Genomic DNA, 14882 nt, shown 5'->3' with positions numbered 1-14882 from the left:
GTTAGTGGTTATAAATCCCCATTTGCCCGTTTTATGGTGAATTTTATTTATTTTTTCATCATAAGGCGGGCATTTTCGTGGTATATTCCTTTTGGATTTGCACCTATTTGATTTTGTTTGTTATCCCTTCATCATATTTCTCACGTATTTTTACAGATTATTTTGATGAGCAAACAGAGAGGTTTGTACATGTCGGACGAAACATCTTCGGTCCAAAATGATTCTTTAAATGATGTAGAAAATACTCCAGCACCACGTAGACGTGGTAGACCTCGTAAGAGTGAAAATAGTAATTCAGAAAATTCAACTTCAGAAAATACCAATTCTGAGGCAGCTGAAGAAAAGGCCTCTAATTCATCTGCTGCAAAGCGTCGTCGTGGTCGTCCAACTAAAAAAGAGACCGAGGCTCGTCGTGCAGTAGAGGCAGTTATGGCTGAGGCTTTAAATGCAGCTGGCATTGCAGAGCCTCCTAAACGTCGCCGTGGCCGTCCAAGCAAAGAGGAGATGGAGGAGCGTGCTTTACAGGAGCAGACTCTTGAGGCTCTTCAGGCAGAGGTCCTGGCTCAGGTCCAGGCAGGTGGCAAAGTTTCTTCTGACGTTGTAGATACTGATCGCCTTACCAAGATTGTTCAGGACGCAACTCAGCCTTCTGCGGAGGTAACCCCGGTTCCTGCCTTCACTAAAGCAGAGGCAGAGGGTGCAGTTGGCCAGAATGACAATGCGGCTCAGAAGAACTTTGCTGAAGAGCAGGGTAGTGTTGAGCAGCAGGATGGCACAGCTCAGGAGCAGGCTTCTGGTGCAGCAGCAGATTCCGATGCAGCTCCAGCAGAGCGTCCAGGGCGTTCTCGTACGGGTGCAGCACGTCGTCGACATCGTAATGCTGAGCCAAAAGAAGCAGCTCAGGAGGGCGAGAAGACACAGGAAAACGCACACGCCAACAACCAGGAGCGTCCTTCTCGCGATCGTAGACAGAACAACCAGCGCAATAAGAATCGCAAGCAGGGCCAGGCAAGCGAGCCATCGCTTTCCAAAGAGGCTCTGCAAGAGATGAAGCTTTCTGAGCTTCGTGCTAAAGCAACTGAGCTGGGCATTGAGTACGCAGGCGTTCATAAGTCTGATTTGATTGAGCTTGTATACGCTGCATCTGCAGCTGCTGAGGGCTTTAAGACTGTTGAGGGTATTCTTCAGATTAGCAATGAAGGCTACGGCTGGATTCGTACAGGTAATTATATGGAAGGCGATGACGACGCCTTTGTCCACCAGCAGATTATTAGAAATCTTGGTCTGCGTCCGGGTGATAGCGTCTTGGGCATGGTGGGACCTGCTCGCGTAAATAGCAAGTATCCACCACTGCTTAAGGTTACCCAGGTCAACGGTGGGGAAGTTGAGGGTCTTAAGGACCGTCCTCGCTTCAAAGACCTGACCCCTATTTTCCCAGACCAGCCTCTTACTATGGAGCACGGTAAAGACTCCATTACGGGCCGTGCAATTGATCTGGTGGCTCCTATTGGTAAGGGTCAGCGTGGTTTGATTGTCTCGCCTCCAAAGGCAGGTAAGACCACCATTTTGAAGCGCATTTGCCAGTCTATTACCACTAACAATCCTGAGGTCCACCTCTTCTGCCTCTTGGTAGACGAGCGCCCTGAGGAAGTTACAGACATGGAGCGCTCCATTAAGGGCACCGTTGTTGCTTCAACTTTTGATATGCCAGCAGAGAATCACACCGTTGTCTCGGAGCTTGTCATTGAGCGAGCAAAGCGTCTGGTTGAGATGGGTCAGGACGTTGTGGTTATTCTGGACTCCATCACACGTCTTGCTCGTGCATACAACCTGGCTATTCCTGCTTCTGGTCGTATTCTTTCTGGTGGTGTTGACTCCGCAGCTCTGTATCCACCAAAGAAGTTCTTGGGTGCAGCTCGAAATATCGAGAACGGCGGCTCGCTCACTATTATTGCGTCTGCCCTGGTAGATACAGGCTCCAAGATGGATGAGGTTATCTTCGAGGAGTTCAAGGGCACCGGCAACATGGAGCTTAAGCTTGATCGCGATCTTGCAGATCGTCGTATCTTCCCAGCTATTGATCCTGTTTCTTCTGGTACTCGTAATGAGGATCTGCTTATTAAGCCAGAGCTTCAGCCTATGGTATGGGGCGTTCGCCGTATTCTTGCAGGCTTCAATAACACTGAGCGTGCAACTACTGCTCTTATCAGTGGCCTTAAGCAGACCGACAATAACCAGGACTTCCTGATTAGATCTGCAAAGAAGGCTGCACAGTCTGACTATCCACAGAATTAGTCAGATTTAAAGATGACGCAAGAAGTGCTTTCCAATCTATGTTGGGAGGCACTTCTTTTTTCTCACCATTTTTGTTGAATAACTGCCAAAGAATTATGAAAAAGTTTTAATGACGCTGTAAAAAATAATGAATTACGCTATAGTCATTTCTAACAGCACAATTATGTGTTGCAGCGGATTACACAAAGATGAAATGAAGCCCACCCGTTGCTCACGTCGCCCGTATTGGGTTTAGTAGCATATGCAAATTTAGCGTGTGTCTTCATACATCTTCTTGGCGTTTGTAGGGGGAGTTTGTATGACAGAAGGTAGGAATCCGGCAGTAGTCGCCGGCCTGCTCAGTGGACTGGTTCTGGTAGCAGAGCCAGCATCTGCGTATGCCCTTACCGCCAATGAAATTCGTCAAACGCCTCTTGGTGCAATCTTTACGGGCATTGGAGTGGGACTTGCTGCGGTTGCAGTCATTTCTGGTGCGGCCTTGGTAGTCTCTCGCTCGGTAAATCGTGGCGAGAAAACCGGTGGGGCAGAAGCAAAGATTCAGCCAAGCACTACATCTCAGGTTGAAGATAAGGCTTCGTCTCCAAAGCGAGTTTCAGCTGCATCGAACTTCTCGCCAGAAGAGAGCCTGGTGATTCCGCTGGACTCTCCAAGGCGCTCGATTGCTGCGTATAAGCCAAAGCACATGAGGGCTTCTCAGTGGGATATGACTGGTTCCATTCGTGTTCAGGCTGCTGAGCTGCCTGTCCAGCCTGCCGAGTCACCTGCAAAGAAGTCACAGGTTGTAAGTACGGCCGCAGAGGGCGTTCTTCCCGTTCGCGCAAAGAAGGCTCCTGCACACTCTACAAACGACTACGCGCAGATTGCAGAGAACTACACCAAGCTTTTGAGCTGGCGCGAGCGTACCGTTGCACGTGCAAAGGGTGCTGCTGCGGTGCTTCTTGAGCGCTTAGGGCAAGATCCTATGGACGGCCTGCCTATTATCGAACGTGCTGACGGAACAGTTGGTGACGTTGGTACAGCTTGGTGGACTAAGGCTGTGGGCGAAGAGTCCATTACGCGCGATTTTGGTATTGCCGAGATTGGTGCCGAGGCTATTCCTGAAGACTTCACCAATCATGCCGCTGATATTTCCAGTCGCATTTCTTACGTTGACCAGGGAGTCTTCCCTGAGAAGCGTACGATTGACGAGCTTGAGCATGCTGATGATTGGACGCTCGCGCTGGCTGCAATGGACGAGCATCTAGCTCGCCATGATCAGCAGCAGATGCGCAAGTATCATCCAGTGCAGCTGCCGCTCATTGGTCAGGTCACTGCTGAGGCTGAAGTTGCAAGCTCGGTGGAGTTGTCGGGTGCAAAACCTGCTGCGTCTCACAAGGTTGCCGCAGCTCAGATGCGTCCTTCTCGCGAGCCAAACTACGCTGGTGTGGTTGCACAATCAACCGCAATGCCGCTGATTAAGGCTACAAACGATACGTCATCGCATGTTCAGGACATCTTTGACGCGGTTGAGCGTGAGATGGCAGCTGAGCTTCAGGCGGCTGACGAGAGACCAACGCGCGAACTGCTTCGCCTCATTGAGGGCGGCACCAGCAAGATGAAGAAGATTTCTTCGCTTGATCTTGGTGAGAAGACCAGTGCAGACAAGGCCTCTTACAAGCCTCGTCACTTTGCTGGTGAGCTTCCGCTGGTACGTGAGGCGTAAGTAGCACACGTAGGCCAGCTGCGGGTAGTCAGAAGACAACCGCGCAACCGTCGCGAAAGGCTGGAGCTCGTAGAAACATCCGGTTTCTCTAAAATTATTTCAAGTTAGATAACATTTTTTGGCTGTGGTTCTTTTTTAAGGGCTGCAGCCATATTGTGTTGTGTCACATATTCAACGCTATGGAGAAAAGGAGATGAATATGGCACATAAGCTAACGCGACGACGCTTTTTGGAGGTGGCCGGGACCATTGCGGGGTCGTTTGCTCTAGCAGGTTGTTCGCCAAAGAACCAAGACCCTAACTCCATTTACGTTGGCGTGATGGGACCGTATACCGGCGACGTTGCCCAGTATGGTCTTGCGGTACGTAGCGGCGTTCTTTTGTACCTCAAGGAGTTCAACAAGAAGGGTGGCGTTAACGGACGTCAGATTGTCTCTATTGTTGAGGACGAGAAGGGCGATTCAACTGAGGCCATTCTTGTTTATAACAAGCTGCTTGACGAGAACGTCTGCGCAATTCTAGGTGACGTTACCTCAACGCCAACCATTGCACTGGCGCAGAAATCGGTTCTGGACAACATTCCTTGCGTAACGGCATCTGCAACAGCAGAAGACGTTGTTGCTCACGGCAATAACATGTTCCGTGCTACTGTCACCGACCCATTCCAGGGCGTTGTTCTTGCAGAGTTTGCTAAAAAGCAAGGCTATCAGCGTGTAGGAACCATCTTTAACTCTGGTGGCGATTACGAGATTGGCGTTAACAACGCATTTGTTCAGAGGGCTCGTGAGTTGGGCATTGAGGTTGTATCCCAGCAGGGCTATCCAACGGGAGCTGTTGACTTTAACGCCCAGCTCACCAGCATTATTGGACTGGATCCTGATGCCATTTTGGCTCCAAACTATTACCAGGATAACGGCAAGATTGTGACGCAGGCTCGCCAGCTTGGCTGCAAAAAGCCTTTTATGGGCGCAGATGGTTGGGCAGGCATCATTGGTGGCGAGCAGGACTATGCTTCTGCGGCTGACCTTGAAGGATGCTTCTATTGCTCTGCCTTTGTTGCTTCAAACCCAGATGAAAAAGTTCAGCATTTTGTTAAGGCTTATACCGAGGAATACGGTGAGGCTCCAACTAACTTCTGTTCTTTGGGCTATGACGCAGCGATGATTCTTTGCTCCGCTCTTAAGACTGTCGAGAAACGCGGCTATACCTACAACTCTAATGAGTATAGGCAAGCCATTATTGACGCTATTGCATCTGGTGTGGTCGAAGGTGTTACTGGAACCCTTTCGTATCAGGGAACAGGTGACCCAGTGAAGTCCACCTTGATTATTACCTTTAAAGATGGCAAAGAGTCCATCTATGACACGATCAATCCTTCATAGAAAAGAGAACCTCAGATGTTTTTGACTCAGGTGCTCAATGGACTTCAATTGGGCAGTATTTACGCACTGGTGGCGCTTGGTTACACAATGGTGTACGGCATCATCTTGCTTCTTAACTTTGCACATGGTGACATCATCATGTTCGGCTCCTACGTTGCTTGGATTGCGCTTGTTCAGTTAGGACTCAATCCTGCAATCGCCGTTCTTCTCGCCATTTTTGGTTGTGTTGTGCTGGGCGTTCTTATTGATAAGGTTGCCTATGCACCACTCAGAGAAGCTCCAAGGCTTTCTATTCTGATTACCGCAATTGGCGTTTCTTACCTGCTTGAAAATGGTGTTCAGCTACTTCTTGGCGCTGACGCTAAGGTTGTTCCAAGCATCATTGACCTGGGAACTGTTCAGGTATTTGGTTCGACGCTCTCCGGCACTGCACTTTTGACTGTTGCCGTTACTATTGTGGCAACCGTTGTTCTGACCCTTTTGGTTCAGAAGACTCGTCTTGGTAAGGCAATGCGTGCCGTTTCTGAGGACATGGGCGCTGCTCGTCTAATGGGCGTCAACGTCAATAGCACTATTAGCTTTACCTTTGCAGTTGGTTCCGCTCTGGCAGGCATTGCAGCTATTCTGTACTCCATGGCATACCAGCAGGTTTCTCCTACCATGGGCGTCATGCTGGGCACCAAGGCATTTGTTGCAGCAGTTCTTGGCGGCATTGGCTCCATTCCTGGCGCTGTTATTGGCGGCCTTATTGTTGGCTTCTCCGAGGTCTTTGTTGCTGCCTTTGGTCTGTCTGTCTGGCAGGATGCAGTAGTCTTCTTACTCTTGATTCTTGTTCTTGTTGTGAAACCAACTGGCCTGCTTGGCCGACCAGTTACCGAGAAAGTGTAAGGAGGCTCACATGACTAAAATGTATCCACGCGATAATAACCACAACCCCGTAATTGTCACTGGTTTTGGTGGAAAAGATGGTCAGCGTCGTGAGCTCACTATGCCTGCTCGCTATGCCATCAATGCAATTCTTGTTGCGCTCTTTGTCTTTGGTGGAAACTTCCTGGTAGGAGAGGGCCTTATTTCTCGCTATCAGACCGTTGTTTTTGAGCAAATTGGCGTATATGTTCTGATGACCGTTTCTCTGAACATTGTTACCGGATATCTGGGACAGCTTCCTTTGGGCCACGCTGGCTTTATGTCCATTGGTGGTTATGCCTGCGCAATCTTTATCATTCGCATGATGCCACTCTTTGGTCTGGATGCTCAGTCCATGGCCTCAGGCTCTACACCTGCAGTTATTCTTTTTGTGGTTGGTCTTTTGTTTGGCGGCATTTGCGCCGCTCTGATGGGCGTGGTTATTGGTATTCCAGCACTTCGTCTTCGCGGTGATTACCTGGCCATCATTACCCTGGGCTTTGCAGAGATTATCCGCGTTGTTCTGGTTAACATCGACTCTGCTCTTGGATTCAAGCTTACTGGTGGCGCATCAGGCCTCACGGGTATTCCTGCATATACGGGTTACCTGAACACGGCAATTGTTGTTTCGCTTGCCATCTTTGCAATTCATACTCTTATGAAGTCTAGACATGGACGTGCTATTCTCGCCATCCGCGATAACGAGATTGCTGCAGAGGCATCAGGCGTTAACACCACGTATTACAAGACCCTTGCCTTTGTTTTCTCTGCATTCCTTGCTGGTATTGCAGGCGGCCTTTACGCGGGCTGCATCGGCGTTATGGCGCCTGCCAAGTTTGGCTTTATGAAGTCTGTTGAGATTCTGGTTATGGTTGTTCTGGGTGGCATGGGTTCTATGTTTGGATCCGTTGTGTCCGCAACTGTCCTGACTGTACTTCCAGAGGCTCTACGTGCCTTTGCTGACTACCGTATGGTTGCTTATGCAATTGTCTTGATTCTGGTCATGATCTTCAGACCTGAGGGTCTGTTTGGCTCGTATGACTTCTCGCTGTCCCGCATTATTGAGCGCATCATGAACAAGGATTTCCCTTGGAACAAGGATGACTCGGACGAGCAGACAGACGTGCCGGTCAACGCGAAGGCAGACGCTCAGGCAAACGAGCAGGCGGATACGCAGGTAGAAGCCTCAACTGATTCGAAGGAGGCGTAAGAGCGATGGCAACTAAAAACACTACAAAACTTATTAGGCAAGAGTCTCCTAACCTCATTCCTGAGCGAGACCTTGGTGCAATTCCAGTTCTTCAGGCTGAGCACCTGGGCATTGACTTTGGTGGCTTGACGGCTGTTAATGACTTCAACATCGCTCTTGGTCCTACCGAGATTTCTGGCATCATTGGTCCTAACGGTGCAGGTAAAACAACTGTCTTTAACTTGCTTACCTGTGTCTACAAGCCAACCCGTGGTACCGTAATGATTGACGGCTACGACCTTGCTGGTAAAAGCGTTGTTGAAGCAAATCATATGGGTATTGCCCGCACCTTCCAGAACATTCGACTGTTCAACAACATGACGGTTATGGAGAACATTCAGGTTGGTCAGGGCAGCCACATGACGTCTCATTTCTTTGAGGACGTCCTTCGTCTTCCAGCTCACTGGAAGCAGGAGAAAGAGAGCGCTGATAAGGCTCGTGAGCTGCTGCGCATTTTTGGCATGGAGAATCTTGCAAATACCCTTGCAGGCAACCTGCCTTATGGCGCTCAGCGCAAGCTTGAGATTCTTCGCGCTCTGGCAACGCAGCCTAAGATTTTGCTGCTTGACGAGCCAGCTGCAGGTATGAATCCAGCAGAGACCGATGAGCTTATGGAGAATGTCCTTAAGATTCGTGATGACTTCAAGATTGCTGTTCTTCTCATCGAGCACGACATGAAGTTTGTTATGGGTATCTGCGAGGGACTTGCTGTCCTTGATCACGGCAACATCATCGCTAAAGGTACGCCAGAAGAGGTCCAGAATAACCCTCGCGTTATCGAAGCATATCTTGGAAAGCAGGAGGTGCGCTAATGGCCGCTGAAACTACAAACACCCAGGCAGCTGGCGCAGGAAAAACACTGCTGTCCGTCAAGGATCTTAACGTTTCTTACGGTGCAATTCATGCAGTTCAGGGTATCTCTTTTGACATCCATGAGGGCGAGATTGTTACCCTTATTGGCGCAAACGGCGCAGGTAAATCAACTACGCTGAACACCATTGCTGGTCTAGTAAAGCCGGACTCTGGCACCATTACCCTTGACGAGAAAAACCTTGTAGGTCAGCGCGCTCACAAGATTGTTGAGGCTGGCCTGGCGTTGTGCCCTGAGGGCCGCCGTGTGTTTTCTCGCATGAGTGTTGCTGAAAACCTTGAGATGGGCGGCTATACGCAGCCCGATTCCCAGAACGCTAAGACCGTCAAGATGGTCTACGAGCATTTCCCACGTCTTCGTGAGCGCAAGAATCAGCTGGCAGGAACGCTGTCTGGTGGCGAGCAGCAGATGCTTGCTATGGGTCGTGCTCTGATGAGCAGGCCAAAGCTTTTGATGCTCGACGAGCCTTCCATGGGTCTGGCTCCTATTCTGATTGAGGAAATCTTCCAGATTATTCGCCAGCTCGGCGATGCAGGAACCACCATTTTGCTGGTTGAGCAGAACGCTAATATGGCACTTAAGGTTGCCGACCGTGCATACGTTCTTGAGCTTGGTAAGGTTGCTAAGCATGGCACCGGCCAGGAGCTTCTCCACGACGATGACGTTCGCAAGGCTTACCTCGGCGCATAACGCGCCTTACGGTAAGCGCGGCTCACGGTAAACGCGACTTCAACGACAACCCGGCTTCCACATAACGTAGGAGCCGGGTTTTGTTGTCGTGTCTGAACAGTTTGCCTAAAAAGCGCGCCATGTCTGAGCTATTTGCCTGTTTTTCTCGCCAAGTCTGAGCAAATTTACTCAGACTTGATGTAGTTTTCAGGCTCGCAAAGTTTGGAGCGGCGCAGCCTATCTTCACGCGCCTGATTTCTTCAAAGAATCTGTAACTTTTGCCTAAATACGTAAAAGAAACTGTGGATTTGCCTGATTTCATCAAAGAATCTGTGCCTCAAATACAGATTCTTTACACTTTTCAGGCACGCAATGTTGTAAAGACGCACATGGCGAGAAGAACGGACGGGATTAGCCCTCCTAGCGAGAAACCCGTGTTGTCGCAGGCGTACTTGTTAGTACACGCATTGACCGAGCGCAGTTGTCACGTTAAATCTCGTCGAAAGTGTTGTGGTGTTGCTGACCGTCGTCCAAGGTAAGGACGGTACCCAGAAGTGCTGGCTCAAGAATCTGAATCCAGAGATCGCCTCTGACCTGCTTTGCATTCTCGGCAACAGCGCGAGCAGTAACAGGGGAGTCGCAGATGGCAACCATGGTGGAACCTGAGCCCGAGATAACAAAGGCGCAAGCACGAGCAAGCTTAGCTACCTGTTTGAGCTCTTCGTAATCAGGAATGAGCTCCTTGCGGTATGGCTCATGGAGTTTGTCGTTGCAGGCAGCTGCCAAAAGACCTCCATTGCCTGTTTCAAGTGCATGGGTAACAGCAACGGTACGACCCATTTGATAAACAGCGGTCTGAAGAGAAATATTCTGTGGAACGACCTTGCGGGCATCCTCGGTGTTGACAGTGTACGGCGGTGCAATTGCAACAAAAGAGAGACCGCGCGCTACCAGCCTTCGAGTACAAACGGTATGCCCGCCCTCAACAAATGACGAGGTCAGGCCACCGTAAATTGCAGGAGCAACGTTATCGGGATGGCCCTCAAAATGACAGGCAAAGTCGAGCGCACGCTCAGGATCCCAGCCACCATGTGATTCGGTCATTGCGGCGGCAATACCAGCAATTACGCAGGTAGAACTTGAGCCAAGTCCGCCAGAAAGCGGAATAGGCGAGTCGATGGTGATGTGCTTAGGAGTAGGCTCTTCGCCCAGCTTTTCACAGGCTCGAATATACGACGTCCACACGAGGTTGTCATCGTTTCTGAACTGTTCGGGGCAGCCATCAATGATGAGCGTAGGGGATTCTCTAAACGTAATTTTTGCGCGCAGGTTAAACGCAAGGCCCAGCGTATCGTAGCCGACGCCAATGTTTGCAGAGGTAGCAGGTACAGAAACGGTCAAGATGGTGTTGTCGAGCATGTAGAACCTGCTTTCTCAGAGTCTAACAAGCAAAAATACGCCCGCATGCTTCGGAAACGTACGAAGCAAGCTGTTCCTTCTCGCGAACGTTAGTATGAATGATAACGTTATCATTCAGCGATGAAAGCTGGATTGGCGGATTAGTGCCCGTGATTTCGGCGAGCGTATGCATGCATGCAAAGTCATCCAGGCCAGCGGTCGAGTGGCCCAGCGCGGCAAGCACGTCGGACGAGAACTTATACGGGCTAGCAGTAGACAGACAAACGCGCACGTTACCCGCCTGGCGAGAAACCCTGTCAAGCACGTGCTTTGCGACGGCTGTGTGAGGGTCAATCAGCACACGACAATTCTCCCAGGTAGAACGGATAGTCTCACGCGTCTGGTCGTCGGTGGCAAAGCCAGCATCAAAGGTTTCGCGGATGGTGTCCATCACCTGAGCAGGTGCCGTGTAGATACCCTTGGTTACCAGCTGGTTCATCAGATAGCTGACAAGCTCAGTATCCTTGCCGGATGCAAGATAGAGGAGTCGTTCAAGGTTTGATGAAACCAGAATGTCCATCGATGGCGAGATAGTCTTTTCAAATGCACGTCTACGATCGTAGATGCCTGTTTCCAAGAAATCAGTCAGCACCTTATTGCTGTTAGAAGCCACAATGAGACGATCAACAGGAAGTCCCATTTCTTTTGCAAAGTAGCCTGCGAGGACGTCGCCAAAGTTGCCGGTTGGCACGCAGAAAGTAACTTTTTGACCTTGGGTGATGGCACCCTTGGCAACAAGCTGGGCATATGCGTCAAAGTAGTAGGTTACCTGTGGGGCCAATCGACCAATATTGATGGAGTTTGCGCTGGAAAGTACTGTGCCCTTACCGGCCAACTCATGCGCCAACTCCTTGTTAGCAAAGATTGCTTTAGCGGCGTTTTGAGCGTCGTCAAAGTTTCCCTTAACAGCGCAAACAGCTACGTTAGAGCCTTTTTGAGTTACCATCTGCAGGCGTTGAATATCAGAAACCTTGCCTTCTGGATAAAAGACGGTGATGCCCATGCCAGGAACGTCCTTGAAGCCCTCAAGTGCAGCTTTACCAGTGTCGCCAGAAGTTGCTGTCACAATCATGATGCTCTTGCCGGCGGTGGCAGCCACGCCCTCAGCCCCCGCGACGCCCGCAGTGTTCGCGCCACTTGCGCCACCCGCGTCCTCGCGAGCAACACTCATCAGGCGGGGGAGCATCTGAAGCGCAACGTCTTTGAAAGCCGACGTTGGACCATGGAAGAGCTCAAGCAGCCAGTCTTCTCCGATAGCAGAAATAGGCGTGATAGCCTGGGTGTCCCACTGAGAGCCATAAGCACCCTCAATGCAGCGAGTCAGTTCTTCAGCAGAGTAGTCGTCCAGCAGAGCAGAAAGCACATCGAAAGCAGTAGCTTTAAAGCCCTGAGAACAAACCTTTGCAAGATCGAGGGGTTTCTCGCCAATTGAATCTTGGATATAAAGGCCGCCGTCGGGAGCAATTCCCTGCAAAATGGCCTGCTTAGCCAAGACGTTATGGTCAGAGCTTCTTGTGCTGTGATATGCGACGGCCATGAAACCACCAATCTTTAGAACGTGTCGCGTGTTGTGCGTCTCGCGTGTTGTGCGCGAGCAAATTGCGCGTCTCGCGTGTTGTGCGCGTGCAAATTGCGCGTCTCGCGTGTTGCGTTTCTATTATTTTAACAGTGAGAAGTAAATGTCGCTTGTAACATAGAATTGTTCATAGCATTATGAAGACGAGAAAAACTGTCGATTAGATTCTGTCTAGGTTTTTGGTAGTTTTTGTCTATGAGATTGTTATCAGTGCAGTCACCTTTGCGTGCGGTTGTCCTTGCTCTGCAATTAGCCTTGCAGACAATCGGTTTTCTCGCAAAATGACTACTAGATTTGGAGTTATATGCAAAACGTTGCCCTACTTGGATTTGGAACGGTTGGTGCTTCAGTTGCGCGCATTCTTGATGAGCGCGTTTCTGACGTTAACCTGACGTCCATCTTGGTTAGAGCTGGTAAAGAGCACGTTGACCCTCGGGCAACATCTGATTTTGATGCGCTCTTGTCTGACCCTGCGCTCGATACCGTTGTTGAGTGCATGGGTGGCCTCACGCCAGCCTATGAATACATCAAAGCTGCGCTGACTGCTAAGAAAAATGTAGTCACCTCAAATAAAGCCGTGGTATCTGCTCATTTTGAGGAGTTTATGACACTTGCCGCTGAAGCGGGCGTCAACTTTAAGATTGAAGCATGCGTATGCGGTGGCATTCCTTGGATAGCAGGAATTCAGAAAGTTCGTCGTATTGACGAGATTTCTGCGTTCTGGGGAATCATGAATGGAACCACCAACTACATTGTCTATTCCATGCTCAAAGACGGAACGGACTTTGCAGAGGTTCTGAGCAAGGCTCAGGAGCTGGGTTACGCCGAGCGAGATCCGTCAAGCGATATCGACGGCATTGATGTTCGCTCTAAGACTATGATTTCTGCATCTATCGCCTTCGACGTAATCTGCACAGATCAGATTCCTATGTCTGGTATCAGAAACTTAACTAAGCGCGATCTTGCCATGTTTGGCAGTCACGATATGACAATCAAGCTCTTTGGTCGTGGTGTTTCTGATGGTTCATCGTATGCGGCAGCTGTTGAGCCAGTTGCGGTTTCACTCTTAACCATCGAGGCCAACGTTCCAACTAACTTTAACGTTGCAACTGCCGTGGGAAATACCATTGGTGAGCTCAAGTTTTACGGTCAAGGTGCCGGTGGCGACCCAACGGCAAACGCCGTCGTGCAGGATATTATTGACTGTGCCTCAGCTCCTGCTGGGGGTCAGCAGACCTTCTCGGCAGGTCTTTCGCATGACCCTGAGCTGCTTGTTTCCGACTATGTGTTTAGGACGCAGGCCGATATTCCAGGCGGTACGTTCTGGGAGCCAGGTGCTCAGTTGGTTAAAAATCTAAGTGCCGAGAAGGCCCGTGAGCTTCTTACCAGCGCACTTTCACAAGACCCTACAACCTTTATGGCTGCACTTGAAAAGAGGAATTAGAAATGATCAAAATTGCAAAATTTGGCGGCTCAAGTGTTGCTTCTGCAGAGCAGTTCAAAAAAGTTAAAGCTATTGTTGAAGCTGACCCTGATAGACGCTTTATTGTCTCGTCTGCAGCGGGAAAGCGCCACTCAACCGATAACAAGATCACGGACCTTCTGCTGCTGGTAAATGCTCATATTGAGTATCACGTTGACTGCACCTCTTTGCTCGCAGACATCGAGGCTCGCTTTGTGGAGATTGCTGATGAACTGGGAGTTGCATGGCCTGTCGCCGAGGAGTTTGAGAAGTTTGCTACAAACATCAAGTCCTTCTCGCCAGAGTATGTAGTAAGTAGGGGCGAGTGGTTTACCTGCCAGATTCTTGCTGAATATCTTGGTCTGCCCTTTGTTGATGCGGCAGACGTTATGCTGTTCCATCATGATGGCACCATTGATATGGAGCGCACTGCTTCTAGGCTTAAAGAAGTTGTTGTTCGCAGTGGCTCGTTTGTGCTGCCTGGCTTCTACGGCGCTACCGTTGACGGTGCAATTAAGCTGTTCCAGCGCGGTGGTGGCGATATTACCGGCGCAATTGTTGCTCGCTGCCTAGATGCTGACTTGTATGAGAACTGGACTGACGTTTCTGGCTTCCTTTCTGCGGATCCTCGTATTGTTCAGAATCCACGCGCCATTGGCCGCATTACCTTTGACGAGATGCGTGAGCTTTCTTACATGGGCGCTTCCGTTCTTCAGGAAGAAGCAATTTTCCCTGTTCGCGAGGCAAACATTCCAATTCAGATCAAGAATACCAACCGCCCAGAAGATGCAGGTACAGTTATTCGCGAGACCGCAGACGGCGATACAAACGAGCACTTGATTACAGGTATTGCAGGCAAGAAAGACTTCTTGGCTATTCACGTCAAGAAGGCTCATATGTCCAACGAGGTTGGCGTCATCAGCCGCGCTCTCAATATTGTTGAGCGTTACGGCGTCTCTGTTGAACACATCCCAACAGGCGTTGATTCGTTTGGTATTGTGGTAAATGCCTCCGACGTAAAGGATACGGTTTATTCCATCATCAGCGATATTCGTCGCGAGATTGAGCCTGATGACATTACGATGGTAGACCGCTTAGCTCTTGTTTCTGTTGTTGGTCGTAATATGTCTAGGCGTTCCGGCACCTCTGGTAAGATCTTTGGCGCGTTGGGCAATGCGGGCGTCAACATTCGTATGATTACGCAGAGTTCAGAAGAGATTAGTATTATTGTGGGTGTCGATAATGCCGACTTTGATCGCACAATTGGCGTCATTTATAACGGATTTGTTCGTGACGAAATGGTTTCGAGGTAA

At 49.9% G+C, this 14882-nt stretch carries 11 protein-coding genes; 9 read left to right on the top strand and 2 right to left on the bottom strand.

The genetic code is table 11. From position 1 onward, the window contains the following. The first annotated feature begins 189 nt into the window (after positions 1–189). The 7 genes from rho to ACO5GU_RS05955 all read left to right on the top strand — a co-directional run bounded on the left by rho (position 190) and on the right by ACO5GU_RS05955 (position 9094). Positions 190–2295, top strand: coding sequence for a transcription termination factor Rho (rho, locus tag ACO5GU_RS05985; RefSeq protein WP_484930419.1), 2106 nt, complete (start codon positions 190–192; stop codon positions 2293–2295). A gap of 298 nt (positions 2296–2593) precedes the next feature. Continuing rightward, entirely contained in the window at positions 2594–3997 is a 1404-nt protein-coding gene (locus ACO5GU_RS05980) for a hypothetical protein (protein ID WP_484930418.1), read from the top strand. A gap of 199 nt (positions 3998–4196) precedes the next feature. Further along, on the top strand, positions 4197–5378 hold the full coding sequence (locus tag ACO5GU_RS05975) for an ABC transporter substrate-binding protein (protein ID WP_484859526.1): 1182 nt from the start codon (positions 4197–4199) through the stop codon (positions 5376–5378). Between the two features lie 15 nt (positions 5379–5393). Beyond that, positions 5394–6266 carry a branched-chain amino acid ABC transporter permease gene (locus ACO5GU_RS05970; RefSeq protein WP_035428101.1) on the top strand — a complete coding sequence of 291 codons (873 nt, stop codon included), beginning with the start codon at positions 5394–5396 and terminating at the stop codon, positions 6264–6266. A 10-nt stretch (positions 6267–6276) separates the two neighbouring features. Then, positions 6277–7494, top strand: coding sequence for a branched-chain amino acid ABC transporter permease (locus ACO5GU_RS05965; RefSeq protein ID WP_484880946.1), 1218 nt, complete (start codon positions 6277–6279; stop codon positions 7492–7494). 5 nt (positions 7495–7499) lie between these two features. Further along, entirely contained in the window at positions 7500–8345 is an 846-nt protein-coding gene (locus tag ACO5GU_RS05960) for an ABC transporter ATP-binding protein (protein WP_484930417.1), read from the top strand. Continuing rightward, positions 8345–9094: an ABC transporter ATP-binding protein gene (locus ACO5GU_RS05955; RefSeq protein ID WP_484801208.1), complete on the top strand. Its 750-nt coding sequence runs from the start codon at positions 8345–8347 to the stop codon at positions 9092–9094. Before ACO5GU_RS05960 ends, ACO5GU_RS05955 begins: the two co-directional genes overlap by 1 nt. Positions 9095–9562: 468 nt before the next feature. Here ACO5GU_RS05955 and thrB read toward each other — a convergent pair whose 3' ends face one another. Both thrB and thrC read right to left on the bottom strand, forming a co-directional pair. Beyond that, complete coding sequence (gene thrB, locus ACO5GU_RS05950; protein ID WP_484851689.1) at positions 9563–10492, bottom strand: homoserine kinase; 930 nt, start codon at positions 10490–10492, stop codon at positions 9563–9565. A gap of 22 nt (positions 10493–10514) precedes the next feature. Next, positions 10515–12068, bottom strand: coding sequence for a threonine synthase (gene thrC / locus ACO5GU_RS05945; RefSeq protein WP_484930416.1), 1554 nt, complete (start codon positions 12066–12068; stop codon positions 10515–10517). 343 nt (positions 12069–12411) lie between these two features. Here thrC and ACO5GU_RS05940 point away from each other — a divergent pair, with 343 nt between their 5' ends. Continuing rightward, positions 12412–13551: a homoserine dehydrogenase gene (locus ACO5GU_RS05940; protein ID WP_484930415.1), complete on the top strand. Its 1140-nt coding sequence runs from the start codon at positions 12412–12414 to the stop codon at positions 13549–13551. Between the two features lie 2 nt (positions 13552–13553). Then, the gene (locus ACO5GU_RS05935; protein ID WP_484930414.1) at positions 13554–14882 is read left to right on the top strand and encodes an aspartate kinase; all 1329 of its coding nucleotides are present in this window, start codon (positions 13554–13556) and stop codon (positions 14880–14882) included.

The organism is Lancefieldella sp. (genome assembly GCF_057237245.1).
The sequence above is the reverse complement of the archived record's forward strand: the minus strand, read 5'-3'. Positions and strand labels throughout refer to the sequence as shown.